This is a genomic window from Corynebacterium sp. HMSC076D02, from assembly GCF_001813815.1.
Taxonomy (GTDB): domain Bacteria; phylum Actinomycetota; class Actinomycetes; order Mycobacteriales; family Mycobacteriaceae; genus Corynebacterium; species Corynebacterium simulans.
Genome location: NZ_KV814037.1, coordinates 110,224 through 128,527 on the forward strand (window position 1 = coordinate 110,224; position 18,304 = coordinate 128,527).

An 18,304-nucleotide genomic window follows, 5' to 3' on the forward strand; every position below is an offset into this window, starting at 1 on the left:
AATTCTTTAATGTGATTGATTACAGCGCCCGCATTCTGTTTGTTGCTGCCGTCGATAAAGAAGCAGCCGCTCTTCCGGAAGGCACGCCTTTACTCGTTACGGGGATTGGTACTCTGCCTGCGGCAATTTCGCTCACTGAGTACCTCACCGTCGCGCGTGAGGAGGGTACTTTGCCGGAGCGCGTGGTCAACATCGGCACGGTGGGCGCGCTGCGCGATGGGCTGGATGGGGTCTATGAGGTTGACCGCGTGGTCAAACACGACTTCCAGCTCAAAGTGTTAAGCGATATCTCCCGTTATCTGCTGCCTGCGGCTATTGAGCTTCCCACGAGCGGCAAGTTCCCGGTTCAGGGCCTGGCCACTGGTGACATGTTTGTTTCTGACACCGCTACTCGTGACCGCTTGGCTGTCGACTCTGGACTTTGTGACATGGAGGGCTACGCCATCGCCGCAGTGTGTCAGCGTTTTGGCGTACCAGTCACCCTGTTGAAGCAAGTATCTGACCCAGCTAACGAGTCCTCCGTTGGCGCCTGGGATGATGCGCTTCCGCGAGCAGCACATGAGCTAGCTGATGCTGTGCGGGAATTGGGCTTTCTACCGCGCTCCTAGCTCGGCGGAGTTGGGGCCGGTGCAATTTGGCCCGACCTTAGATGGCCCGACCCCAAATGGTGAGGAACAAATGGTGAGGTCACGCAACATGCGCCCCAGCAGGTAACTGTAGCCGCAGGAGTTGTGGGGCGACCTCACCATTTGGAGAGCGGGTCCGCGAAGAGGACTAAGCGGAAGCCTTCGGCGCAATCATGTTGTAGAGCTCGCGGACCTTGGCGCGTGGGGAATCCGGGTCGAGTTTCTCCACGGAGCGGGCGGCGTCGAGCTCTGGGCTGCTGCCGGAAGCATCGATGTGGGCTTCGGAGTCTTCCTTCTGCTTCTGCAGGCGGGCCTTGCGCTTCGGCTTCGGGGCACCGGTGACAATCTCCGCCTCGTTCGGGTCAACTTCACCAGCGCGAATGGCGGTAACCAGCGCCTGGTAACGGAAGGTGACGCCAATGGTCGCCGCCACCGGCACCGCGAGGAATGCGCCGATAATGCCAGCCAGCGCAGAGCCCACCGTGACAGACAGAAGGATGACCGCAGCGTGCAGGCCCATAGCCTTGGACTGCAGGATCGGCTGTAGGACATTGCCCTCAATCTGCTGGACTGCAACGACCACGAGCAGGGCAAGCAGTGCGGTTGTCAGGCCGTGGGAAACCAGGGCCACGATAACGGCGAGGGCACCGGCGGTAATCGCACCGACCAGCGGAATGAAGCTCGCGAAGAAAGTCACGACACCGATGACGAATGCCAGCGGTACCTGCAGGACCATGAGGCCGAGGCCGATGAGAACGGCATCGACAAGCGCGACGGTGGCCTGGGCCTGGATGTAGCCCGAGAGCGTCTTCCAAATGCGGTTGCACAGCTCAGTCAAGTGCCAACCGGCCGGGAATCCGGTGTACTTGCGCATCCACGGTAGGAACTTCTCGCCTTCCTTAATAAAGAAGAAGGTCAGGAAGAGCATGATGACGATGGTCACCACGATGGAGCTGACCGTGGAGAAGCCGCTCATGACGCCGGTGGCGATGTGGGAGGCCTGGCCCTTAACCGCGTTGGTGACATCATCGATGAGTTGCTGAACCTTGGTCTCATCAATATCGACAGGGAGCTTCTCGCCGAGCTTGATGAGCTCATCGATGCCGCCTTGGGCCTGGTGGATTAAGTCCTGGCTCTGGTTTTTCACGGTCGGCGCCATTGCGGCGAAGATGCCGGTGACGATGGCGAAGAAGCCCAGCAGAGTCGTGGCTGCGGCCAGCGCGCCGGGGAAGCGCAGCTTCGTGCGCATCCATGCGGTCACAGGGTAGAGGACCGTGGCGACCAAGATGGCCAGGATGACTGGCAGGAGGCCGGTCCACAGGAATTTCAGCAGGTAACCAGCAATGGCCGCAGCTGCGACGATGAGGATAAAGCGGCCAGAGGCTTTTGCCAGCGTGCGGAAATCTTTTGCTAGGACCTCCGTCTTCAGGTCCTCGCGAATCGGCTTCGGCGCATCGGAGCCCACGCCCTCGGCGTCATTGCTGACGAGTGGCTGCGGTAGCCGGTGCTCGGCATTCTCGGCGCCCTGTGGGACTGCCACGGAGTCTTTTGCAGATGAGGCAGATGTATCTTTGGAATTCACTTGACCTATCTTGCCATATAGATACATCTGCCCGTCTCCTAAAAGTGCAGGAGACGGGCGATTGCCACGCAGCCACGGTTGGCGGCTGGTGGCGGCTGGGCGCTGGGCTAGCGCTCGATGCCGGCGACGGAGCGGATGATGCCGAAGCGGTGCATGGTCACCGATACGGCCTGCTCCAGGAGGTAAGGCAGCAGCTCACGACGGCCGTCGGCCAGAACTGGCTGGTCAAGAATGACGGAGTTGGACTCCACGGCTGCCTCGCGAGCGGTGTCCGCGACGGCGCCCAGCGTGCGTACACGGGCAGACTCGGCGCGGGAGAGCTCGGATGCGAAGGCGGCATCGGAAAGCTGGCGCACCTCGATGCCCAGCACCGCGAGCTGCTCTGCGACGGCCGGGGTAGCGGAGAACTCCACCTTGGTTCCGGTGACTGCGGCGGCGAGCGCCTGGCGGATTACATCGCGCAGTGCGAAGCCTTCGCCGATGCGCACGTGTAGCTTGTCCAGCAGCGGCGCGTAGCGGAAGATGTTCGCCTCCGAAATCAGGCCGGTGCGGTCATGGTCGCGGCCGAATTCTTCCATCCAGGCCAGCTGGTCGAGCTCGGCGGCGCGCCAGAGCCATTCGACGTCGGCGTCGGAAAGCGCGGCGCGGCTTGCCAGGTTACGCAGCTCGTTGGCCACCGCCGTTGGGACGTCGACCTCGCGTGGGCGCAGCTCGCCGCCTGCCCAGGAGCCCATCTGCGGCACGTAGTTCGGGCCGCCTGCCTTGGCGCCTGGGCCCATGACGGACTTCTTCCAGCCTCCGAAGGACTGACGCTGGACAATGGCGCCGGTGATGCCGCGGTTGACGTAGGCGTTGCCGACCTCGACGTTGTCGATCCAGTACTGGATCTCATCGTCGTCGAGGGAGTGGATGCCGCCGGTCAGACCGTAGCCGGTGGAGTTCTGCCACTCGATGGCTTGCTCGAGGGTTTTGGCGTGCATGATGCCGAGCACTGGGCCGAAGCACTCGTTGAGGTGGAACCAGGAGCCCGGCTTCACACCATCGCGGATGCCTGGGGACCACAGGGTGCCTTCCTCGTTGAGCTTTTCCGGCTTGAGCAGCCAGCTCTCGCCTGGCTCCAGCTGGGTAAGGCCGCGCAGTAGCTTCTCGCTTGGTGCCTCGGCCAGGCCGTTCATGGTGGTGGTGATGTCATAGCCTGGGCCTACCTTGAGGGTGCGCACGGCGTCGAGAAGCTGGTCGCGCAGGCGCTCGGAAGTGCCGGCGGCGCCGACGAAGATGACCAGGGAGGAAGCAGAGCACTTCTGACCAGAGTGGCCGAATGCGGAGAGATAAAGATCCGCAATAGCCAGGTCAGGGTCCGCAGCCGGGGTGATGATGAGCGCGTTTTTGCCGGAGGTCTCCGCCATCAGGTTCATCTCTGGACGCCAAGAGCGGAAGAGCTTGCCGGTATCGGATGCGCCGGTCAGGATTACGGCGTCGACATCCGCGTGAGAGATGAGTGCCTTGCCTGCTTCGCCCTCATCGGTGAGCACGAGCTGGACGAGGTTGCGGTCGAGGCCGTGCTCCTCCAACGCGGCGTGTACGCACTCGACTGCCACCTTGGCACAGTGGACAACCTGTGGCGCCGGCTTGATGATGACGGCGGAACCCGCAGCTAGGGCGGAGAGCATGCCGCCTACCGGAATAGCGATAGGGAAGTTCCACGGTGGGGTGACCACGGTGACGCGGTTCGGGGTGAACTTAGAGCGTGCCTCATCGAGCAGGCGAGCAGAGTGTGCGTAGTAGACGGCGAAGTCGATGGCCTCAGAGATTTCTGGGTCGGTCTGCGTGATGGTCTTGTTGGCCTCGTAGGCTGCGACGTTGATGAGACGGGAGCGGGTAGCCGCCAGCTTGTCTGCCACGGTCTCGAGGACGGCAGCGCGCTCTGCGCCGGGCTTGGCGCCCCACGCGTCGGCAAGCGAAGAGGCGGTGGCAACTGCCGCGTTCACGGCCTCCGGATCGGTGACCTCGTCGATGCCGTGGTGGCCTGGGTCCTGGCTCAGCAGCTTATGCGCCCACTCGCGGTTGGCTTCCAGGGCTGGGTCGGTGTCCGGCTCGTTGGTGAAGCGGCCACCGCGTGGGGCCTGGCGGCCTTCACCCGCAGCCTCTTCTTCGATGCGGTTCTGGGTGCGCTCTGGGCCGGCGAAGGTCTCCCAGCGGTTTTCTACTGCCGCGCGGAAGTGAGCTTCCTGCTGCTCAATCGGGGTGCCAGCACGCTTGTTGCCACGGGAATCGCGCTCCGGCTCATCCGGCGCGAACAGCGCGTAGAGGAAGTTCTGGCTGGCGGAGTTCTCCTCCAAGCGGCGGACTAGGTAAGACACGGCGACGTCGAAGTCCTCTGCGTGGACGACCGGGGTGTAGAGGATCTGGCGCCCCTCGTAGACCTCGCGGACTGCAGCCTGCTGTGCCGGGGACATGCCCTGCAGCATCTCGGAGTCGAGCATGTGCAGCACGCCGCGGGCGTTGCCGAGCTCGTAGCCCAAAGCCGCGGTGAACAGGTTGTGGGTAGCAACGCCGATACGCACGGAGTCGGCGAACTCTTCGCGCACGATGTAATCCAGCAGGCGGTAGTAGTTCGCATCCACGTCTGCCTTGTCGGTGTAGGTAGCAACCGGCCAACCATGGACCTCACCCTGGACGTGCTCCATGGATAGGTTCGCGCCCTTCACGATGCGGACCTTGACCTTGGCGCCGCCGGCTGCCACGCGCTCCTTGGCAAACTCTGCTACTTCCTGCAGGGCCTCGAAGGTATCTGGCAGGTAAGCCTGCAAGACGATGCCCGCTTCCAGGTTCTTGAACTCCGGCTCGGAGAGCAGCTCCTTGAACAGGCGGATGGTCAGGTGAAGGTCGTGGTACTCCTCCATATCCAGGTTGATGAATACGTTAGGAGAGCGCTTGGCGGCCTCTTCATACAGTGGGCGCAAGCGCTCCTTCAGGCGCTCGACGGAACCGTCGATGTCCCATGGGTTGAGTTGGGCCACCATGGAAGAAGCCTTGACGGAAACGTAGGTGACCTTTGGGTTCTTGATCAGATCGAGCGTGCGCTTTGCACGGGAGCGGGCCTCGTCCTCGCCCAGAACTGCCTCGCCCAGCAGGTTGAGGTTGAGGTGCTCACCGGATTCGGCTGCCTTATCCAGCATCTTGTCCAAGGACTCGGACTCAGCGTCCAAAACGAGGTGGCCTACCATCTGGCGCATGCGCAGACGTGCCAGCGGCATGACCAGGTTCGGCAAAATGGGGCCAAAGAAACCACCCATGCCAACCAGGGTGCCGTTGATAAGGCCTAGGAAGGCGGGGTCGAATCGCTGGGTGATCTTCTTCAGTGCGTTGGCTGCGACCTTATCGTCTTCCGGGCGCATGACTCGGTCGACGAAGTCCATGGTGAATGCGACGCCTTCAGAGTCGCGGAGCAGCTGGGCCAGCTGCTCGGTTCCCTTATCCTGTTCGCCTTCGCTGGCGCGCAGCCAGGAATGAGCGCGGGTAACGGCCGCGTCGACGCAGGCCTCGACGTCGCCGGATTCAGGAAGACGTGTGTGTGCAGAAGTTGTCATAAGCAGTGTGTACCTCAGGTGAATACTTGGCGCTTCCACGCGCTTTTAAATAGATCGGTGCCTTTTAAAGACAGATGTGCAAAAGCTATCTGCGCGCGGAAAGCGTCCAGAGCCGGTTTGATTACTTAATTTCAAGAAGTTGAAAGTGCGGTCTCTAGCGCAGCATCTGCGCGCAATGCACCGGTGGGCGGTCACCCTGGCGACGGGTACGAGAATGATTCGGATTCATCGCAACCGTCCTTTCCAAATGTTTCCGCACCAATTGCCCTTCCACTCCGCCAGCGCCTGCCAGCGCCTTTAAAATCCCCGCCGGTAACTGCGAAAATTTGCGCATTCGGGCAGGCGAGAACTTAAGAGGAAAGGGAGTGTGAAGGAGTCAGCTTAGTGAGCTGGATTAAATAAAGTGCGAACCTGTGATCGGTATCGCTAATCGAAAATTAGCGGTCGAAAGGCAGGTTGGTCAAGAGGAGGGGAGTAAGGGGGTAGAGAAATCTTTTCCACCTATAGTCCAAATAGATTTTGGGCCGTTCAACTGGGGGAATATAGAAAATTTCAAAAAAGTTGAGCGAAGTGGGAACAACTTTGGGTTAAGCGCGGTTGAAGAGGTTGAGTGGATCGCGCTCAGGTTCTTGTAGCAAACACCGAAACTTCTGTTAGAGTGGCGCAAGAGCCAACGAGAAGTTGAGCCACCTGAAATCAACTTAAAGCTAAAAACAGTCTTCTAAGACAAGCAAGGAGAAAATTCATGGGACGCGCAGTAGGCATTGACCTCGGTACCACCAACTCGGTTGTTTCCGTTCTGGAAGGTGGCGAGGCTACCGTCATCGCTAACTCTGAGGGTGCACGTACCACCCCATCCGTCGTTGCTTTTGCCAAGAACGGCGAAATCCTGGTCGGCCAGTCCGCCAAGAACCAGGCTGTCACCAACGTTGACCGCACCATCCGCTCCGTCAAGCGCCACATCGGCACCGACTGGACCATCGACATCGATGACAAGAAGTACACCCCGCAGGAGATCTCCGCTCGCACGCTGATGAAGCTGAAGCGCGACGCTGAGGCATACCTCGGTGAGGACGTTACCGACGCAGTTATTACCGTCCCGGCATACTTCGAGGACTCCCAGCGTCAGGCCACCAAGGAAGCCGGTCAGATTGCAGGCCTGAACGTCCTGCGTATCGTCAACGAGCCAACTGCGGCTGCATTGGCATACGGCCTGGAAAAGGGCGAGCAGGAGCAGACCATCCTGGTCTTCGACCTGGGCGGCGGCACCTTCGACGTTTCCCTGTTGGAAATCGGCGACGGCGTCGTTGAGGTTATGGCAACCGCTGGTGACAACCAGCTCGGTGGCGATGACTGGGATCAGCGCATCGTTGACTGGCTCGTTGAGAAGTTCAAGTCCGCTAACGGCATCGACCTGACCAAGGACAAGATGGCCCTGCAGCGTCTGCGCGAGGCCGCTGAGAAGGCAAAGATTGAGCTGTCTTCCTCCCAGTCCGCAAACATCAACCTGCCGTACATCACCGTTGACTCCGAGAAGAACCCGCTCTTCCTGGATGAGACCCTGTCCCGTACCGAGTTCCAGAAGATCACCCAGGATCTGCTGGACCGCACCAAGGCTCCGTTCAACCAGGTCATCAAGGATGCAGGTCTGTCCCTGTCCGAGGTTGACCACGTCGTTCTCGTCGGCGGTTCCACCCGTATGCCGGCTGTTTCCGAGCTGGTCAAGGAACTGACCGGCCGCGAGCCAAACAAGGGCGTTAACCCGGACGAGGTCGTTGCAGTCGGCGCTGCTCTGCAGGCAGGCGTTCTGCGCGGCGAGGTCAAGGACGTGCTGCTTCTCGACGTCACCCCACTGTCCCTCGGCATCGAGACCAAGGGCGGCGTGATGACCAAGCTCATCGAGCGCAACACCACCATTCCGACCAAGAAGTCCGAGACCTTCACCACCGCGGAAGATAACCAGCCTTCCGTTCAGATCCAGGTCTTCCAGGGCGAGCGCGAGATGGCTTCCGCCAACAAGCTGCTCGGCTCCTTCGAGCTCGGCGGCATCGCTCCGGCACCGCGTGGCGTCCCACAGATCGAGGTCACCTTCGACATCGATGCCAACGGCATCGTCTCCGTTTCTGCTAAGGACAAGGGCACCGGCAAGGAAAACACCATCAAGATTCAGGATGGTTCCGGCCTGTCCCAGGAAGAGATCGACCGCATGGTCAAGGACGCTGAGGCACACGCCGAAGAGGATAAGAAGCGCCGCGAGGAGCAGGAGCTGCGTAACCAGGCAGAGTCCACCTCCTACCAGACCCGCAAGTTCCTGGATGAGAACTCCGACAAGGTTTCCGAGGACGTTAAGACCCAGGTCACCGAGGCTGCCGACGCCGTCGATGAGGCTCTGAAGGGCGATGACATCGAGGCAATCAAGTCCGCAGTTGAGAAGCTGGGCACCGTCTCCCAGGAGATGGGCAAGCAGATCTACGAGGCACAGGCCGCTGAGGCCGGTGCTGAGGGCGCCGCAGCTGGTGCCGAGTCCGACCCAAACGTTGTTGACGCAGAGGTAGTCGACGAAGACGAGACCAAGGATGGCGACAAGTAATGACTCAGAACAGCGGAATGCCGCAAAACCCAGGCGACCCGGACAACACTGATCCAGAGGTAACCTCGGCGGACCGCGCTGAGGCAGCTGCCGCGGAAGCACAAGAGGCTCAGGCTGCACAGGACGCGCAGGCTGACTCCGCCGAAGAGGCAGAACTTGATCCAACTTTGGATGCGGATCTGGAAGCCGCGCTTGCCGACGTCTCCGCAGAAGACGCAGCCGACCAGGCTGAGGCAGCAGCCGACGCTGCCGCTGACCAAGGCAACTCCCTGGAGGCGCAGCTGGCTGAGCGCACCGAGGATCTGCAGCGTCTGAATGCGGAGTACACCAACTACCGCCGCCGCACCGAGCGCGAGCGCCAGGCTGTCATCGAGACTTCCAAGGCCAAGGTCCTGGCAGAATTCCTGCCTATCCTTGATGACCTAGAGCTCGCACGTCAGCACGGCGACCTCGAGGAGGGCCCACTGAAGGCTATTGCCGACAAACTCTCCGGCGTGCTGGAGAAGAACCAGCTGCAGCCATTCGGCGAAGAAGGCGACGCCTTCGACCCGGAAATCCATGAGGCTGTGCAGGATCTCTCTAGTGGTGGCGAGCAGGCAGTCGGTACCGTTCTACGCCGTGGCTACAAGGTAGGCGAGAAGCTGGTGCGCACCGCGATGGTAATCATCGCGGATGCACCGGACGCCTCCACGGAGGCCGGCGAGGGCAGTGCTGAATCTGCCGGTTCGGAATCTGCTTCCGAATAGTGTGAGGTGGCGTCAGGGCTTAAACAAACAAATGCCTTGGCGCCATTTCACTGTTTAGTGAACTTAGAACAAATCTTATTTAGTTATATTTTGTCCCCAATAGCCGCCAAAGCTGGCGGTTTCAAGGAAGGAGGGGATGCCCAGTGAGCGCCAAACCCGAATGGGCAGACAAGGATTATTATGCGGATCTGGGGGTCTCCTCGTCCGCTACGCCAGAAGAAATCAAGCGCAGCTACCGCAAGCTAGCGCGCGAAAACCACCCCGATACCAACCCGGATAACCCCGCGGCAGCCGATAAGTTTAAGCGCGCTGCCGAAGCCTATGATGTGCTTTCCGACGCCACGATGCGTAAGGAATACGACCAGTTCAAGGCCATGCTGCGCAACGGCGGTGGGTTTGGACGGATGGGAGGCGCCGGGTTCCCCGGCGGGTTTCGATCTTCGCACATGGGCCAAGGATCTGCGGAAGAATTCGACCTCTCCGACCTCTTCGGAGGAAGAACGCCTGGAGGAGCGGCTCAAGGCGGCGGTTTTGGGGATATCTTCGGTAGCGTTTTCAACCGCGGCGGTAGTGCTGGCCACACAGCTCGGCCGTCGCGGGGGGCCGACGTCGAAACGGAAATAACCCTCGAATTCCGGGAGGCTGCCACCGGCACCACTATCCCGCTGCAGCTAACTGGCGACGCCCCCTGCACCACGTGCCATGGCTCCGGTTCCAAGTCAGGTAAGACGAGCTCCTGCAAGAACTGTAAAGGCACTGGCTTTACCTCTGAGAACCGCGGAACCTTCGGTTTTTCCGCGCCGTGCACTGAGTGTGGCGGCACCGGTCAGAAGATTGAGGATCCATGCGCGGACTGCAATGGTTCCGGCACCGTGCACCGCACGCGCTCTATCACCGTGCGTATCCCGGCTGGCGTCATCGACGGCCAGAAAGTGCGCTTGGCCGGTCAGGGCGAGGCAGGCCCTAACGGCACGCCGGCGGGAGATCTCTTCGTAGCGGTGAAGGTAAAGCCGGACAAGATTTTCACCCGTGAGGGAGACGATCTGCATGTTACGGTGCCGGTTTCCTTCGCGGAATTGGCGTTGGGTGACACCATTACTGTGCCAACCCTGGATTCGCCGGTTCGCGTGAAGGTGCCGGCGGGCACTCCCGATGGCCGTACGCTGCGCGTGCGCAATCGCGGCATCGAGAAGCGCGGCGGCAAGGCCGGCGACCTTCTGGTTACCGTCCAGGTCACCGTCCCAACCCACCTTGATGGCGCCGCCACCAGTGCGCTGCGCACCTACGCGCAGGCGGAGCGCGACTCCGGCTTCGACCCGCGCGCGGGCTGGGAAGGCAACGTCGCCCATGGAAGCGCCGCAGGTAGCGCATAAAAGGAAGGCGCAACGATGAGCAAGGAAAATCAGGCAGGGGCCAACGCGGTCTATGTCATCTCCGTTGCCGCTGAGCTGTCCGGAATGCACGCGCAGACCCTGCGCACCTACGATCGCATCGGCTTGGTCTCGCCCGCCCGTACTCAGGGCGGCGGGCGCCGCTACTCCGACCGTGACATCGAGTTGCTGCGCAAGATCCAGACTTTGTCGCACGACGAGGGTGTTAACCTCGCTGGAATCAAGTCCATCATTGAGCTGACCGAGGAGCGCGACCAGCTAGAGGCCGAGCGCGATGCATTGCTCGCTGAGGTTCAGCAGCTGCGCGAACGGGTTGGTGAACGCCAGCCGCGCGGCGAGCTCGTGCACGTGCCGCGCTCGACGTCAGTGGTCATGTGGACCCCACGCCGCAGCCGCCGGCGCGGCGAAGCCGGCCACGAAGGCTAGCTTTTAGCCTCCACAATCTTTCCGAGACCCCGCAGAAATGCGGGGTCTTTGAAGTATGAGATGTGGTCTCCTGGCAGGCGGTTTGCGCCTGGTAGTGGGGAAGCCCCAAAGTTGGGAGTGCTCGGGTCCGGGCCGTGAATGCCACCGCGCGGGCCCGTAACCGCACCGATGGGATCGTGCGCATTCGTCGCGGCCCAGCTGCGTGCCTGAATGTCATCGGCGCTTTCGGCGGTGGTGCCAGGGCTGCCCACGAAGACCACGTCTTCGGCCACGCCGGGCGCCTTCGCGGCTTTTCCTGCCACGACGGAACCATAGGAATAACCCACCACTATCCGCTGTGAGCGGGAAAGCGTTTGCCCAATGAGCGCTGAAAGCGGCGTAGGTCCTGCGCGCCACGTGCCGCTGGGGAATCGTGGCCTGCCTGTGCGAGGCTGTCTGGTGCGCGGTAGCCAATCCAGGCCACCGCGGGACCGCCCGTTGCACGCGCTACTGCCCGCGCGCGATCGATACTGCTTTGCCAGCCGGACGGATCCGAAGAATGCACCCCGGAGACCACCGTGGAAACGCTCGCCGCGGAAGTGCCCAGCTGGCCGGGATCGACCAGTGCTGCAACGCGACCGGGCCCGGCTTCAAGCAGCTGCACGTCCGGATTGCTCTCCGCTAGCGCGACGGCCTCTGGCGGGGCGGTGCTCATAAGCATCTGGTGGATGGCCTCGATGGGTAACTCCTCGTAATCCTCCAGATAGCCGCCGCCGGTGGGCAGCTCTGGCGTGCACAGCGCATCTATTTCTCGGGCGCATGCCCAATCCAGGCCGTCGCCCAAAGCATCGAGCGCATTCAGCATCGCGCCTATCTGGCTGCTCCACGGTTCTATCTCATCCATCCGTGCTAGCAGGCGGGTGGCCTCGGCGCGCAATTGTTCGACCCGAGCCAGGATGGGCGCATAGGCGCGAAGAGTCTCTGCCGCAGCCTCCATGCTCTGAGCGGGTAGTTCGAGTTGTTCCGTGGGGTTTGTCAGCTGGGCGCGCGCGGCGTCGGCAAAAGCGCCAATTATTTCTAGGTCATGCCAACTATTGTGTAGTCCTTGTTTGAAAACGTGCAGGTTAGCAGCGCCAGACTGCATTTCTTGAGAGGCTAAATAAAGGCTTAGCGCGCGTCTCACGGCAGCCCTCCGTCCAGCTTGTTGGCTAGGGAGGCATCGATTTTTCTGCTGTGCCTGATGAACTCATCGAGGTCTTGGAGCATGGCGTCGTGTTGCTTAGCGTTAGCGGCAAGCTGACCGTCCCAGTGTTTTGCCACGCGCGCTAGGGCGCTGGCCGTGCGCGGATACTCGGGCGGCGGCGGGGTAGTGAAGCGGTGCCTTTGGCCCATGTGGGAGCGGATGGTGTTGCGTGCGTTGTCAGCGATGTAGAAATCCATACCTCAAGCTTTGTGGGCCAAGTTCAGTAATTTCTAGACCCAATTTCTGATTAGGGCGAAATCTGTGGATAACTCATCGCGACTCGGCTAGTTTGGGGTGTCATGTTGGTAGCAGCAGTGCAAATTTTGACCGGCGGTAACCTCGAGGAGAACCTTGAGCTGGCCGTGGAGAAGATCCGTGAGGCCGCTGAGAATGGTGCGCAACTGATCGTGTTGCCTGAGGCCACGTCCCAGGCCTTCGGGGCTGGCCGCTTAGACGAGCAGGCCCAGGGCCTTGATGGTTCCTTCGTCACCACCATCCGTGCGGTAGCGCAGCAGCTGGGGGTCACCGTCGTGCTTGGCATGTTCAGCCCAGCGGACACCGTTGAGCGTGATGGCAAGACCATCAACCGCGTGAGCAACACCGCGCTCATCGCGGGCCCGGACGTTCTTGGCGGTTACGACAAAATCCACACTTATGACGCCTTCAATTACAAGGAATCCGATACCGTGCGCGCGGGTGAGGCGCTAGTCGCTTTCGACGTCGCGGGCATTACCGTTGGCGTGGCCACCTGTTATGACATCCGCTTCCCAGAGCAGTTCAAGGAGCTGGCTCGCCAGGGCGCGCAGGTAATCGTCGTTCCTACTAGCTGGGCTGACGGTCCCGGCAAGCTGGAGCAGTGGCGTCTGCTCACCGCGGCGCGTGCTCTAGACTCCACCTCTTATATCGTGGCTGCGGGCCAAGCCCGTCCAGGCGGCGCGGAGATGGCTGGCCAAGACTCTGGTCCCACCGGCATTGGCCATTCAGTAGTTGTAGCCCCCGATGGCACCCGCGTAGTCGAGGCCGGCTACGAGCCGGAGATCATCTACGCCGAGATCGACTCCGACCTCGTTGCCCTGACCCGCAAAGCGCTGCCGGTCCTCGAGGCTTAAGTTTGCGTCCACTCCGACTTCTTCCAGGCCGCCCACGCATCCCAGTCCTCCCAGCCGTCTAGGTCTGCGGCGGATGCGGCCCACTCGTGGCCGCGCTGCCAGGATTGGGCGTGGATATTGCCAGCTGGGATGCCGGCTGCTAGGAGGGATTCGCGTGCCACCTCGACTCGGTCGGCGGGGCCTACCAAGATGAAGCGCTTGTCCTTGGCTGCGTCCTTCTCGTGGCGTAGCACCACGGCGATGGGGTCTTGGGATTCACCGGCGGTTTCGGATGCGAAGCCCTCTGCCTGCGGCTGCGCGCCGAGCAGCCAGGGATCCTGCTCGCTGCGGGAAATGTTATGAAACGAAAGCTCAGGCAAGAGGGCCTGGAGATTAGCCTGGAAGTGGGTGTCGTAGTGTTCGCCAGGGGAAGAAGCCACGCTGTAGACGCTGAGGTTCTTCGGCACTTCGCCGGCAGCCAAGCAATCTAGGAGAGCGGCGCGGGCGCCCGCCCATCCCGTGCCGAAGCTTATGAGCGCGGTGGCCTTGCCGTCGTGCAAGTTCGGAAAGTTTCCGGCAGGGTTACCCAGGGTCCACCAATCGCCGGGCTTTGCCTTGGCCAGCATAGAGGAGGCGTCGCCAGCCAGCGCAATGTGGAAGAGCAGCTGGCCCGTAGTGTCCGCCGGATGCGCCGGGGTCAGCATGCGCCAGGTGCCGGGCAGCAGCTGCGAGGTGATGGGAAAATGCTGGCCCGCCTCGTATTCGATGGGCGCACCGGATTCCAGCCGCACCACCGCAGTATTGCGGTTGGGGTGTTCTACGGCGACTACCTGCGCGCTGTGGGCCGGGGCGATGCCGGCGATGTCGGCAGCATGCGCCGCCTGTGCCATCGTGGTGCACACAGTGTGGACGGCGCGCTTTGCCACCACTAGCTGGTGCTGAGTCAGTCCCAACGCGATAAACCCCTCGTTCAGGGAGGCCTCGAACTTGGGATAAATCTCTGTGGGGAAGCCGTGGCGGCGGTGCTCCTTGCCTAGCTCGCGGACGCGCTCGATGGTCTCTTCTGGGAGGAAGCCGGCATCGTCAGCCGCATCCAATATCCACGCCACTGCAGGCGCCAGTGCCGGGTGGGTATCACGCATGGATAGAGCGAAGATTTGGCGCGACTCCGCGACGGTGGCAAAGAAGTGCTGATGCACCGCATCGCGGTAATCGTCAGCGTGCCTGCGGATGTGTTCGCCCAATTCCTTCATGCTGGCCCATCCTACTTGCCCGCGGCCGCGGGCGATCTGGTTTAGGGAAGCCGCTTCGAGGTGGCTTCTCCGTATGATGAGCGCATGGAGGTCGCACTACCGTACGAAGTTCGTCGAGCGGGCCGTTCGTATCTGGACGCCGCCGATCGGCTGCTGCCTGGAGCGATCACGGGTGTCGTGGTGGGCGGTTCTGTTGCGCTGGGTGCGTATCGCCCGAAGGCCAGCGACATCGACCTGATCGCCACGCTTGATGACGCCTGGCGGGAGCGCTCCGACCTGATCCCACGCCTGCGCGCTCTGCACCTCTCCCAGCTCCCGCGGCTGCTCGGGCGAGCTGTTCGAGGAATGGGCATCAGCGCGTGCTGCAACACCTCGTTCGTGTGGGACTCGGAGATCACGCGCCCTGTGACACAGATCGAGCCGATCGCTTCCCACGTGGGCGAGATCTTCAACCCCAGGGGCGCGTTCGATGTGAATCCCGTGATCTGGCACGAGCTCGAGCACGGCGGCATCGCGCTACGGGGAGGGGACGTCTCGACCTGGGGCCTAGACCCGCAGCCCGACGAGCTCCGGCCATGGACCCTGAACAACCTGCTGGGGTACTGGAAGCCGCTGATGCTGCGCACCGAGAGAGGGCGTGGAGCCCTCGGAGCCGGGAGGGTTCAATGGCGGCTCCTCGGACCTGCGCGGATGCACGCGACGCTCACGACGGGTGAGGTCATCAGCAAGCAGGAGGCCGGAGCGCGTGCTCTCGGATTGTTCCCTCATCACGCACCGATCCTCGGCGTAGCACTTGCTCATCTCAGCGGAGAGAATGCTCCAAGCGCTCCACCGAAAAGCGAATGGCGACGGCTGACTGCCGTCTGCATGCGCGAGATCATCTCCAGGTCGGAGCAGCTTCCGCGCTGAACTTGACGCCACCTTCGGCCTGCTTTTGGCGCTAACTCGCGACGGGTTGGTGGAGCTGGGGATTGAGCCGGAAGGCCAGGTGGCCTACGACTGGAACCTCGCACGATTGTGCGGTTTCCCTTTTCTATGCGGTGCCTAAGTGCTCAGCGAAGCGATTAAACGGCAAGGAAAACTTGAGTCTGCTACGCTCAGGCAGGGAAGAAAAGAAAATTTGAAGTTGAGTGGAACAAACTCAACTTTGGATGCGTTGTTGTAAATATCAGGCAATAAACCTTCTAATAAACAACTTCCAAGGAGGAAGCAATGAGTGCTTTCAACCCCACCACCAAGACCCAAGAGGCCTTACAGCAGGCGCTGCAGACCGCCTCTTCCAACGGCAATCCGGACATTCGCCCGGCGCACCTACTAGCGGCCATCCTTAGCCAAGAAGACGGCATCGCCGCACCGGTCCTCAAGGCCACCGGCGTCGACCCGGAAACCGTGCTCAAGGAGGCGCGCGCTCTTGTGGATTCCTATCCCAAGGCTGAGGGCTCTGGGATGGCGAACCCGAACTTTAACCGCGACGGTCTCAATGTCTTGACCCGCGCGCAGGAGCTTGCGGGCGAATTGGGCGACGAGTACGTCTCCACCGAGGTTCTTCTCGCTGCTATCGCCGGCTCTAAGACTGACGCCGCCGAGCTGCTTACCGGCCGCGGCGCTACCTTTGATGCGCTGAAGGGCGCTTTCCCTTCGGTGCGCGGGGCCGCGAAGGTCACCTCTGAGAATCCAGAGGAGCAGTTCCAGGCGCTGGAGAAGTACGCCACCGACCTAACCGCCCGCGCGCGGGAGGGCAAGATCGACCCGGTTATCGGCCGCGACCAGGAAATCCGCCGCGTCGTGCAGGTGCTGTCCCGCCGCACGAAGAACAACCCAGTCCTTATCGGTGAGCCGGGCGTGGGTAAGACCGCCATCGTGGAGGGCCTGGCTCGCCGCATCGTGGCAGGCGATGTCCCGGAGTCCCTCAAGGGCAAGACCCTGCTGAGCCTCGACTTGGGTTCCATGGTCGCTGGTGCGAAGTACCGGGGCGAGTTCGAGGAGCGCTTGAAGGCAGTGCTGGATGAGATCAAGGCCTCGGAAGGCCAGATCATCACCTTCATCGACGAGCTGCACACCATCGTCGGCGCGGGCGCCACGGGCGAGGGTTCCATGGACGCTGGCAACATGATTAAGCCGATGTTGGCCCGCGGTGAGCTGCGCCTGGTGGGCGCTACTACCTTGGACGAGTACCGCAAGTACATCGAGAAGGACGCCGCTTTGGAGCGCCGCTTCCAGCAGGTCTATGCGGCTGAGCCCTCTGTTGAAGACACTGTGGGCATCTTGCGTGGCCTGAAGGAGCGCTACGAGGTCCACCACGGTGTGCGCATCATGGACTCCGCGCTGGTTTCTGCAGCTGAGCTGTCTAATCGCTACATCACCAATCGCTTCTTGCCAGACAAGGCAATCGACTTGGTTGACGAGGCCGGTTCCCGCTTGCGCATGGAAATTGACTCCTCCCCGCAGGAGATTGACGAGCTGGAGCGCGTCGTGCGCCGCATGGAGATCGAGGAGCTGGCGCTGAAGAAGGAAAAGGACGCCGCCAGCCAGGACCGTCTGAGCAAGCTGCAGCAGGAGCTTGCCGACGAACGCGAAAAGCTCGGGGAGCTCAAGGCTCGCTGGGCCAACGAGAAGAAGGCTATCGATGAAGTCCAGCACGCCAAGGAGGAATTGGAGGATCTGAAGCGCCAGGCCGAGATTGCCGAGCGCGACGGTGACTACGAGAAGACTTCCGAGCTGCGCTATGGTCGCATCCCCGAGTTGGAGAAGCAGCTTGCCGACGCCGAGGTGCGCGCCAACGCGCAGTCCAACACCATGCTGGTAGAGGAGGTCACCCCAGACACCATCGCTGAGGTGGTTTCCGCGTGGACCGGCATCCCAGCGGGCAAGATGTTGCAGGGTGAGACCCAGAAGCTGCTCAACATGGAGGCCGAGCTGGGCCGCCGCGTGGTGGGTCAGAAAGAAGCGGTCAAGGCCGTCTCCGATGCCGTGCGCCGCGCCCGTGCGGGCGTTGCGGACCCGGATCGTCCGACCGGCTCCTTCCTCTTCCTTGGGCCTACGGGCGTGGGTAAGACGGAGCTGGCCAAGGCTCTGGCGGACTTCCTCTTCGACGATGAGTCCGCGATGGTGCGCATTGACATGTCTGAGTACGGGGAGAAGCACTCCGTGGCTCGCCTCGTCGGTGCCCCTCCGGGATACGTTGGCTACGATGCCGGCGGCCAGCTCACGGAGGCCGTGCGTCGCCGCCCGTACACACTCGTGCTTTTCGACGAAGTGGAAAAGGCGCACCAAGACGTCTTCGACGTTCTGCTGCAGGTCCTCGATGAGGGCCGCCTGACCGACGGCCAGGGCCGCACCGTGGACTTCCGCAATACGGTCATCATCTTGACCTCGAACCTCGGTGCCGGTGGCACCAAGGAGGAGGTCATGGAGGCCGTCAAGCGCAACTTCAAGCCGGAGTTCATTAACCGTCTCGATGATGTCGTGATGTTCGAGTCTCTGTCCTCTGAGCTGCTGGCCGGCATCGTCGACATCCAGCTCGATGCTCTGGCATCGAGGTTGCAAGGGCGCCGCCTGAACCTGCAGGTTTCCGACGCCGCGAAGCTGTGGCTCGCCGAGCGCGGCTACGACCCTGCTTACGGCGCCCGCCCGCTCCGCCGCCTAGTGCAGCAAGCTATTGGTGACCAGCTTGCCCGCCAGCTTTTGGCCGGCGAGGTCATGGACGGCGACACCGTCCAAGTCGACGTCGCTGACGGCGGCGAGCACCTGGAGCTCAATAGCAAGCGCAGCTAGCCTGCGTAAGAAGCGC

Annotated in this window: 14 protein-coding genes; 8 read left to right on the forward strand and 6 right to left on the reverse strand. The window is 61.9% G+C overall.

The window, feature by feature from the left end:
* Window positions 1-11 precede the first annotated feature (11 nt).
* Window positions 12-608: a nucleosidase gene (locus tag HMPREF2935_RS01310; protein ID WP_070518579.1), complete on the forward strand. Its 597-nt coding sequence runs from the start codon at window positions 12-14 to the stop codon at window positions 606-608.
* Window positions 609-774: 166 nt separating this feature from the next.
* On the opposite strand, the gene HMPREF2935_RS01315 is transcribed toward HMPREF2935_RS01310, so the two are convergent.
* Window positions 775-2,208, reverse strand: coding sequence for an AI-2E family transporter (locus tag HMPREF2935_RS01315; protein WP_235591085.1), 1,434 nt, complete (start codon window positions 2,206-2,208; stop codon window positions 775-777).
* Window positions 2,209-2,315: 107 nt separating this feature from the next.
* Window positions 2,316-5,798 carry a proline dehydrogenase family protein gene (locus tag HMPREF2935_RS01320; protein ID WP_070731678.1) on the reverse strand — a complete coding sequence of 1,161 codons (3,483 nt, stop codon included), beginning with the start codon at window positions 5,796-5,798 and terminating at the stop codon, window positions 2,316-2,318.
* A gap of 745 nt (window positions 5,799-6,543) precedes the next feature.
* On the opposite strand from HMPREF2935_RS01320, the gene dnaK reads away from it, so the two are divergent.
* The 4 genes from dnaK (at window position 6,544) to HMPREF2935_RS01345 (ending at window position 10,951) form a co-directional block, all read left to right on the forward strand.
* Window positions 6,544-8,388 carry a molecular chaperone DnaK gene (gene dnaK / locus HMPREF2935_RS01330; protein ID WP_062036964.1) on the forward strand — a complete coding sequence of 615 codons (1,845 nt, stop codon included), beginning with the start codon at window positions 6,544-6,546 and terminating at the stop codon, window positions 8,386-8,388.
* Window positions 8,388-9,134 (forward strand): nucleotide exchange factor GrpE, encoded by a 747-nt coding sequence (gene grpE / locus HMPREF2935_RS01335; RefSeq protein WP_070731680.1) that lies wholly within the window; start codon window positions 8,388-8,390, stop codon window positions 9,132-9,134. Before dnaK ends, grpE begins: the two co-directional genes overlap by 1 nt.
* A 143-nt stretch (window positions 9,135-9,277) precedes the next feature.
* Window positions 9,278-10,507 carry a molecular chaperone DnaJ gene (dnaJ, locus tag HMPREF2935_RS01340; protein WP_061924930.1) on the forward strand — a complete coding sequence of 410 codons (1,230 nt, stop codon included), beginning with the start codon at window positions 9,278-9,280 and terminating at the stop codon, window positions 10,505-10,507.
* A 15-nt stretch (window positions 10,508-10,522) separates the two neighbouring features.
* Entirely contained in the window at window positions 10,523-10,951 is a 429-nt protein-coding gene (locus HMPREF2935_RS01345) for a heat shock protein transcriptional repressor HspR (protein ID WP_061924927.1), read from the forward strand.
* On the opposite strand, the gene HMPREF2935_RS13395 is transcribed toward HMPREF2935_RS01345, so the two are convergent.
* From HMPREF2935_RS13395 to HMPREF2935_RS01355, 3 genes are read right to left on the reverse strand one after another with little or no spacing between them, the layout of a single operon-like run.
* Window positions 10,948-11,253, reverse strand: coding sequence for an alpha/beta hydrolase (locus HMPREF2935_RS13395; protein WP_371326219.1), 306 nt, complete (start codon window positions 11,251-11,253; stop codon window positions 10,948-10,950). The two genes, HMPREF2935_RS01345 and HMPREF2935_RS13395, sit on opposite strands and share 4 nt — an antisense overlap.
* Before the next feature lie 26 nt (window positions 11,254-11,279).
* Window positions 11,280-12,074: an alpha/beta hydrolase gene (locus HMPREF2935_RS01350; protein WP_246817755.1), complete on the reverse strand. Its 795-nt coding sequence runs from the start codon at window positions 12,072-12,074 to the stop codon at window positions 11,280-11,282.
* 35 nt (window positions 12,075-12,109) lie between these two features.
* Entirely contained in the window at window positions 12,110-12,370 is a 261-nt protein-coding gene (locus HMPREF2935_RS01355) for a hypothetical protein (RefSeq protein ID WP_062036975.1), read from the reverse strand.
* A gap of 102 nt (window positions 12,371-12,472) precedes the next feature.
* Here HMPREF2935_RS01355 and HMPREF2935_RS01360 point away from each other — a divergent pair, with 102 nt between their 5' ends.
* Complete coding sequence (locus HMPREF2935_RS01360; RefSeq protein WP_062036978.1) at window positions 12,473-13,282, forward strand: carbon-nitrogen hydrolase family protein; 810 nt, start codon at window positions 12,473-12,475, stop codon at window positions 13,280-13,282.
* Here the strand turns inward: HMPREF2935_RS01360 and HMPREF2935_RS01365 are convergent.
* Complete coding sequence (locus tag HMPREF2935_RS01365) at window positions 13,279-14,514, reverse strand: FAD-binding oxidoreductase (protein WP_061924916.1); 1,236 nt, start codon at window positions 14,512-14,514, stop codon at window positions 13,279-13,281. The genes HMPREF2935_RS01360 and HMPREF2935_RS01365 overlap by 4 nt on opposite strands.
* An 84-nt stretch (window positions 14,515-14,598) precedes the next feature.
* Between HMPREF2935_RS01365 and HMPREF2935_RS01370 the strand changes: the two genes are divergently transcribed.
* Together HMPREF2935_RS01370 and clpB are read left to right on the forward strand one after the other, a co-directional pair.
* Complete coding sequence (locus HMPREF2935_RS01370; RefSeq protein ID WP_070731745.1) at window positions 14,599-15,423, forward strand: aminoglycoside adenylyltransferase domain-containing protein; 825 nt, start codon at window positions 14,599-14,601, stop codon at window positions 15,421-15,423.
* Between the two features lie 303 nt (window positions 15,424-15,726).
* Window positions 15,727-18,288, forward strand: a complete 2,562-nt coding sequence (clpB, locus tag HMPREF2935_RS01375) for an ATP-dependent chaperone ClpB (RefSeq protein ID WP_070731681.1) — start codon at window positions 15,727-15,729, stop codon at window positions 18,286-18,288.
* Window positions 18,289-18,304 lie beyond the last annotated feature (16 nt).